6 protein-coding genes are annotated in these 7,380 nt (G+C 40.5%); all 6 read right to left on the bottom strand.

The window, feature by feature from the left end; translation table 11 throughout:
- Positions 1 to 59 precede the first annotated feature (59 nt).
- Positions 60 to 425, bottom strand: a complete 366-nt coding sequence (locus WA249_RS18585) for a copper-binding protein (protein ID WP_004658366.1) — start codon at positions 423 to 425, stop codon at positions 60 to 62.
- A 33-nt stretch (positions 426 to 458) separates the two neighbouring features.
- Positions 459 to 3,605 carry an efflux RND transporter permease subunit gene (locus tag WA249_RS18580; RefSeq protein ID WP_006581678.1) on the bottom strand — a complete coding sequence of 1,049 codons (3,147 nt, stop codon included), beginning with the start codon at positions 3,603 to 3,605 and terminating at the stop codon, positions 459 to 461.
- Between the two features lie 13 nt (positions 3,606 to 3,618).
- The gene (locus WA249_RS18575) at positions 3,619 to 5,118 is read right to left on the bottom strand and encodes an efflux RND transporter periplasmic adaptor subunit (RefSeq protein ID WP_006582023.1); all 1,500 of its coding nucleotides are present in this window, start codon (positions 5,116 to 5,118) and stop codon (positions 3,619 to 3,621) included.
- A complete protein-coding gene (locus WA249_RS18570; protein ID WP_006582022.1) occupies positions 5,118 to 6,425 on the bottom strand; it encodes a TolC family protein in 1,308 nt (435 codons plus the stop codon). Before WA249_RS18570 ends, WA249_RS18575 begins: the two co-directional genes overlap by 1 nt.
- An 80-nt stretch (positions 6,426 to 6,505) precedes the next feature.
- Positions 6,506 to 6,910 (bottom strand): hypothetical protein, encoded by a 405-nt coding sequence (locus tag WA249_RS18565; protein WP_006581738.1) that lies wholly within the window; start codon positions 6,908 to 6,910, stop codon positions 6,506 to 6,508.
- 111 nt (positions 6,911 to 7,021) lie between these two features.
- Positions 7,022 to 7,380, bottom strand: a 359-nt coding sequence (locus WA249_RS18560) for a copper resistance protein B (RefSeq protein WP_336170901.1), incomplete at its 5' end; no start/stop codon positions are given.

Raw genomic sequence — 7,380 nt, 5'->3', positions numbered from 1 at the left:
TATAAAAATGCCAATAGCGTCTAAAGGATATAGCACTATTGGCACCATATACTAGTACATTATGAATTCTTAGGCTTTACAGCGATGATTATATAATTTTCTCCTTCTGCTTTTAATTCAAAGTCAACTTTATCTCCTACAGTTAAACCATTTAATAAGGATGGGTCAGCAACTTTAAAGCCCATCTTCATTGCTGGCCAATTAATCGCAGGAATTGCTTCATGGTCGAGTGTTAAAATATTTTCTTTCGTATCAATAGCAGTAATCACGCCAACGGCTTGAGCCGTTGTAGCGGTAGAAGACTCCTTATTCATCTGCTCCATAGGTGCGTCTGCTTTCTTCTGCTCTGATGCTTCATTTTTACTACATGCGCTTAATGCAGCAATAGTGGTAACAAGAGCAATAATTTTCATGAATTTCAACATAATAAAACCTCTTTAGACGAAATAATAAAACGATCAATGTGTTGATAGTTTTCTTTTGATTAAAAGCTGATATACAGCCGGGATAACAAACATTGACAGTAGAGGAGCTGAAATCATGCCCCCAACCATAGGTAAAGCAATACGGCTCATCAATTCAGAACCTGTCCCAGTCCCTAAAAGTATAGGAATTAAGCCTGCCAAAATGACGGCAACCGTCATGGCTTTAGGACGAACGCGTAGTACAGCTCCTGTTCGGATTGCATCATTGAGTTGTTGCTTCGTTAAGGATGTCGTTGAAGAAGATAGGTTTTGCTGTGCATGTTCAACTGCTTGCTTCAAATAGAACAACATGACTACACCAAACTCAGCAGCAACACCTGCAAGTGCGATAAAACCAACTGCAATCGCAACTGAAAAGTGAAAACCGCTCAAATACATGGCCCATATACCACCAATCAAAGCAAAAGGTAGCGTTGCCATAATCAGAACTGCATCTTGTACTTGTCTAAAAATCAAATAGAGCAGTAGAAAAATAATCATCAATGTAATTGGAATGATGACTTTTAAACGCGCATTAGCACGTTCCATAAACTCAAATTGCCCTGAATAGCTAATGCTCATGGCAGAGGAGCGTTTTACTTTTTGATCAATAGACTGCTTCAAATCTTGCACAACCGAAGCTAAGTCACGTCCTTGTACGTCTACATAAACCCAACCACTAGGGCGGGAATTTTCGCTCTTCAGCATTGGAGGGCCATCTGTAATTTGAATATTGGCAACACTACTTAATACAATTTGTTGTCCAGATTCAGTTACAATCGGTAAATTTCTCAAAGCTTCCAATGAGTCTCGAATCTCTCGTGGATAACGTACATTAATAGGATATCTTGCTAATCCCTCAACAGTTTCACCAATATTTTCCCCGCCAATCGCAGATGATACAATTTGCTGCACATCGTTGATATTGAGGCCATATCGTGCAGCCTGCATACGGTTAATATCGACATCAACATATCGACCACCTGTGAGTCGTTCAGCCAAAGCCGAGCTAACTCCGGGCACCTGTTTAGCCACTTGTTCAATTTGCTGTGCTACCCGATCAATATCTTGCAGATCATTTGCTGAAATCTTAATCCCGATTGGACTTTTCACCCCAGTTGCCAACATATCAATCCGGTTACGAATAGGTGGCACCCAAATATTCGTTAAACCCGGTACTTGAACTGCTTTATCCAGTTCTTTTACTAATTTGTCAGGTGTCATACCTGAGCGCCATTCAGACCGTGGTTTGAACTGAATCGTGGTTTCAAACATTTCTAAAGGCGCAGGGTCTGTTGCTGACTCAGCTCTCCCTGCTTTACCAAATACTGTCGCAACTTCTGGAACCGTTTTAATCATTCGATCTGTTTGCTGTAACAGTTCTGAGGCCTTAGCTGCGGACAATCCTGGTAAAGCTGAAGGCATATACAGTAAATCACCTTCATCCATATTCGGTAGAAATTCTCCACCTAATCGAGTTAAAGGTAAAAGACTAATAAGGAAAATTAGCAACGCACCAAATAAAGTGGTCTTTGGATGAGCTAAAACCTGATCCAACATAGGTCGGTATATTTTGATGAGGAAACGGTTCAATGGATTACGCTGTTCTGAGGGTAATTTCCCGCGGATCCAATAACCCATCAAAACAGGAATCAGGGTAATGGATAAACCAGCTGCCGCTGCCATGGCATAGGTTTTGGTAAACGCCAATGGCGAGAACAAGCGTCCTTCTTGTGCCTGTAGAGTAAAAATAGGAATAAAAGATAAGGTAATGATAAGTAAGCAGAAAAATAAAGCAGGACCAACCTCACTGGCTGACCGAGCAATAATATCCCAACGTTCTTGTGGTGCTAAGATTTGATCAGGATGCTCATGCTGCCAAGCTTCTATATGTTTGTGTGCATTTTCAACCATCACAACCGCAGCATCGACCATGGCCCCAATCGCAATGGCAATACCACCCAGAGACATAATATTGGCATTTAACCCCTGATAATACATGACCAGGAAAGCCGATAAAATCCCAAGTGGTAGAGAAACAATAGCCACCATTGCTGAACGTAAATGCCATAGAAACAGTCCGCAGACTAAAGCCACCACAATGAACTCTTCAATCAATTTATGGCTGAGATTCTCTATAGCCCGATCGATCAATTGACTACGATCATATACGGGAACCACCTGCACACCTTTAGGTAAACTTTGTTGCAATTCAGCCAGTTTTGCTTTCACAGCAGTAATCGTTTCACGTGCATTCTTACCGGCCCGTAAAATCACAACACCGCCAACAGTTTCACCTTGTCCATTCAGCTCAGTGATACCACGACGCATTTCCGGTCCGAGTTGAATAGTTGCAACATCACCTAAAGAAACAGGAACACCCAAACTATTTGTTCGTAGTGGAATCTGGCGAAAATCATCTAATGTCTTTAAATAACCAGAAGCTCGTACCATATATTCAGTTTCAGCCATTTCAAGGACTGAACCACCAGTTTCCTGATTAGCCTTTTGAATCGCTTCAATGACATTGTTTTGAGTAATTCCTAAGGCGGCCATTTTACTTGGATCTAAAACAACCTGATATTGCTTCACCATTCCCCCAATCGTGGCAACTTCAGCCACATTGGGTAATGTCTTTAGTTCATACTTTAAAAACCAGTCTTGTATGCTTCTCAGTTGTGAAAGGTCATGTTGTCCTGTTGGATCAACTAACGCATATTCATAAACCCAGCCAACGCCTGTGGCATCTGGCCCTAATGAAGATTTCGCATTTGCAGGAATTCTTCCCTGAATCTGATTTAGATATTCCAATACACGCGAACGGGCCCAATAAAGATCGGTATGTTCATCAAAAATGACATATACAAATGAATCACCAAAAAAAGAATAACCACGAACAGTTTTAACACCAGGTACTGATAACATCGTTGTTGTTAAAGGGTACGTCACCTGATTTTCAACAATTTGTGGTGCCTGACCTGGGTAATTAGTTCTGACAATCACTTGCACATCAGATAAATCTGGTAAAGCATCAACCGGAGTATTTTTTACAGCCCAAACACCCCAAGCTGCCAGAATTAAAGCTGCCAATAAGACAAATACACGATTCAAAATTGAAAAACGAATAATACGGGCGATCATAATAGTTCTCCCGTTAGTTCTTCAAAGATGCCATAGACATCTTTGAAATGTCAGAAATGACATAAGCATCTCCAACTTTTGTAAAACTAAAGTTGACCTGGTCACCTTGCCGAATTCGGGTAAATGGTTGTACGGGCTGTTTAAAGCTCATGGTCATAGCACCCCAGCCCAACTCAGGAATAGCTTGGTGTGAAATGGTAATATCTTGATTTGTGACTTTTTCAACTTTACCAAGACCTTTATATGTTGACCTCTTAATCGTTTGAGATGATGCAATTGGTTGCCCAGTGTTGAGCTTATCCAATACGCCTTGCAAATTTGCTTCAGAATCAATCAGAAATTGTCCTGAAATCACTACTTTCTGACCAGCTTTCAACCCTTGCAGGACTGCAATTTTATTGCCATCACTTTGACCTAACTGTACAACAACAGGTTCAAAACGTCCTTGCTCATGCCCTACAATGACAACATTCCGAGTACCGGTACGTATAACAGCTTGCTCTGGTATAACCAAACTGCTTTGGGGATTATTTATTATATTGACAGAAGCAAACATCCCTGGCTTAAGTTGACCACTAGGATTTGGTAATTCAATCCGAACTTTAATAGTTCTTGATGTTGTATCTAAGGTAGGCAAAATGTCGATAACTTTGCCAGTTACTTTTTGAGAAAAAGCAGCAAAATTGGCTTCTACACTCATACCTCGTTTGATTCCAGCAATTTGTTTTTCAGGAACGGCTGCCTCTAGCCAAATCGGGTTGATACCTTTAATTGTGGCCAAGGTTTGTCCCATAGCCAAAGCCATACCATTGCGGACTTCTAGTGAATCAATAAATCCACTAATGGGAGCTTGCAAAGTTATATTAGATTGCACTCGACGAGTTCGCTCAACTTGATGAATCACATTTTGTGGTATTCCTAAAAGCTGCAAACGTTGACGGCTTGCTTGAATAAGGGAACGATCTCCAGTACGGAGCACAGCTAAAAATTCAGTTTGCTCTCCAGTCCATTCGGGTATTGAAATATCAGCTATAGGGCTTCCTTCGGTCACCATATCTCCAACAGCATGCCCATACACTCGCTGAACAAAGCCACTTGCTCTAGTTTGTAAAATAGCTGTTTGCCGTTCATTTGCTTGTAATATGCCATTAGTAAACATGGCATTTCCAATTACAGCCTGTTCAACAGTGCCGTAACGGATGGCTAAATTTTGTTGAAGAGATGGATCTATTTTGACTGTAGGACGACTTTCATCCGTCATCGCAGTATTTTCGTCTGCATATTTAGGTACCAGTTGCATGTCCATAAATGGAGACTTACCTGGCTTATCAAAATGCTGTTCAGGCTTCATTGGGTCGTACCAATACAACACTTTGGCATCCTGTTGCTGACCCGCTAAAGTAGATTGAGGATTGTCTTTCTGATGTGCTATCCAATATCCAGCACCACCACCTGCAACCAAACTAATTGTGGCAACTCCTATGACAGTCACTGCCAATTTATTTCTTAACATTATGGCTGCTCCTCAGCATGGTTTAAGGTCGGCTCTTCAAAGGCAAAATAAAGTTGGGCTTTAGTCACAGCCTGTTGTTGTTGGAGATCAATGAGACGCAAACGTTGTTCTAAAAGAGATTGTCGGGCAGTAATAACATCAGACAAATTGCTTTTACCAGCTTGGTAGCTTGCCAACTGTAAACCCACTTTTTGTTTAGCGAGTGGAATACTTATTTGCATTGCACGTCTAATTTGCTGATCAAGCGCATCGAGATCGGATAGCCCGTCATCTAACTTCGTGAGATGTTCACGGTATTGGGCTTCTTGATCCGCAGTAATCCTGTTTTGCTCGTCTAGGGCTGCCTGAATGAGGGGACCACTACGTTTTTTTGAAAATACAGGAAGCTCAGTTGTCAGTTGTACACCGATCATATCGCCAAACTCTGGGGCACGATGCAGGTATGCAAGCTCAATACCCCAATCAGGTTTTTGTAAAGCCTGAGCTTGTTTCAATTTTGCTTCAGCAGTTAGCTTTTCAGCCTGAAAAGCTTTTAATTCAGGATGCTGATGCAAGTTATGATACAGCTTTGATGTATCAAGATGGATGGATGGAGCTTGGTCAGGTAAGGTTTCAATTTGAGAGGGATTTCCAGTTTGCTCTACACTGACCAACCGATGTAATTCTAGTTTGGCTTTATTTAAATCACGAAGTAAATCATCCTTCCGGTCAAGTAATACAGTGGCTTCTTGTTTTGGATCAAGTGCATCAGCAACAATTGTCCGACCGGATGTGACCTGTGTCTGTGTGATTTGAGAAAGTAATCGATTTTCTGAAAACAGTTCATCATATAGCGCCAATTTACGCTCAAGATAAAAGCGTTTAAGCCAAGCAGATGCGACTTTCTGACGTAACTCAATACGTAGAATCTCAGTTTGAGCAGTAGCTGAACCCAATTCAGCTTTTGCTAACTCGACCTCGGCTTGTCTTTTGGCGCGGTTTGGAAAATCTTGCATAACACCAATTTTCTGCATGGTCATGCCATCTTGTGTGACTGACCATGACGCATCACCAGCTATAGGATAATTCTCCAAACCGAAAAATAATTTAGGGTTGGGTAAAATGCCAGAAGCTGAAACTACATTCTCAGCCCCTTCAATTCGAGCACTATTTGCTCTAAGGGTAGGTGCATATTGCTCCGCAAGTTTTAAGGCTGTATCCAAAGTTAGTGGTTCGGCATAAGCATGACCATAACTCAAGAGAAAGCAAACTGCGGTTATTGACCATCCACCCCATTTTAGGGACAGCTTTTCTTTATTAAAGTTCATATTTTTAGCTCTAAAATGATGTACACGCGCACGTGCAGAACATCCATAGAAAACTCTATGAATGATGATTAGTCATCAAATTAATTAGAGCGTGGGGGTTTCCATAAATTGGAAGGATCAGATGAGGTGAAATTTTGATTTAATGGAGAAAAAGCAGACTGTTCCACAGGGGAAGAAACCATAGATTGCAAAACACCTAGTGCTGTAGATGTATATGCAATTTTAGAAAATGACATAATACAATCTTGCTTAGACATACATGATGGATCATGTAATTGCTTCTTAATCTGTACTTCAGCTTTCATACAATCCATGTGCATAGCACTTGCTTTTTCATGATCTTCAGAATTCATCATTTGCATGGATTGCATATCTTGAGATGACATTAAACATGGACTATGTACAGATGAAGCTACTGCTGCCGATCCTACGATGAGGATAGCAAATGATAAAAACAGCGAAAGGCATGTTTTTAACCAGTGCATAATGTCATGACCAAAATTTAAGCTTTTTTAGTTTTACAGATTTAGAAAAAATTAGCAATTTTATTCATTAAAATAGCAGCCTTAAGGCTGCTATTTTAATATCGAGACAAATTAAAAAACTAATTCAATACCTGCACCATATAGCCATCCCTTTTCAGAATCTGTTGCTTCTTGAAAAGGAGTTGATTTTTTTCCTTTCTCATATTGATAGGCTATATCAACAAATGGTCTGATACGTTTGGTAATCTCATAACGAGTTTTAATACCTGTCTTCAATTCTGACAATCCCGTCTTTGATGCAAAGTCAGAATTATCATTAAACACAACATCTGCTTCAATATATGGCTGAGTAATCAACTTTTGAGTGAGTAATAAATCACGGTCGAAATCAAAACTAGCTCCCCAGAAGTTGTCTTTTCCACCATAAAGGTAAGCTTTGGTCTCAAAGAAATAAGGAGCAAGACCTAATA

Source organism: Acinetobacter sp. 161(2023) (assembly GCF_037027805.1).
Taxonomy (GTDB): Bacteria; Pseudomonadota; Gammaproteobacteria; order Pseudomonadales; family Moraxellaceae; genus Acinetobacter.
Note: the sequence above shows the minus strand (reverse complement) of the source record. Positions and strands in the feature narration are given on the sequence as shown.

Excerpts from the sequence above, each read along its gene's own strand:
- WA249_RS18575 (WP_006582023.1), bottom strand. The coding sequence starts at position 5,118 with ATGTTAAGAAATAAATTGGCAGTGACTGTCATAGGAGTTGCCACAATT.
- WA249_RS18585 (WP_004658366.1), bottom strand. The coding sequence starts at position 425 with ATGTTGAAATTCATGAAAATTATTGCTCTTGTTACCACTATTGCTGCA.
- WA249_RS18570 (WP_006582022.1), bottom strand. The coding sequence starts at position 6,425 with ATGAACTTTAATAAAGAAAAGCTGTCCCTAAAATGGGGTGGATGGTCA.
- WA249_RS18580 (WP_006581678.1), bottom strand. The coding sequence starts at position 3,605 with ATGATCGCCCGTATTATTCGTTTTTCAATTTTGAATCGTGTATTTGTC.
- WA249_RS18565 (WP_006581738.1), bottom strand. The coding sequence starts at position 6,910 with ATGCACTGGTTAAAAACATGCCTTTCGCTGTTTTTATCATTTGCTATC.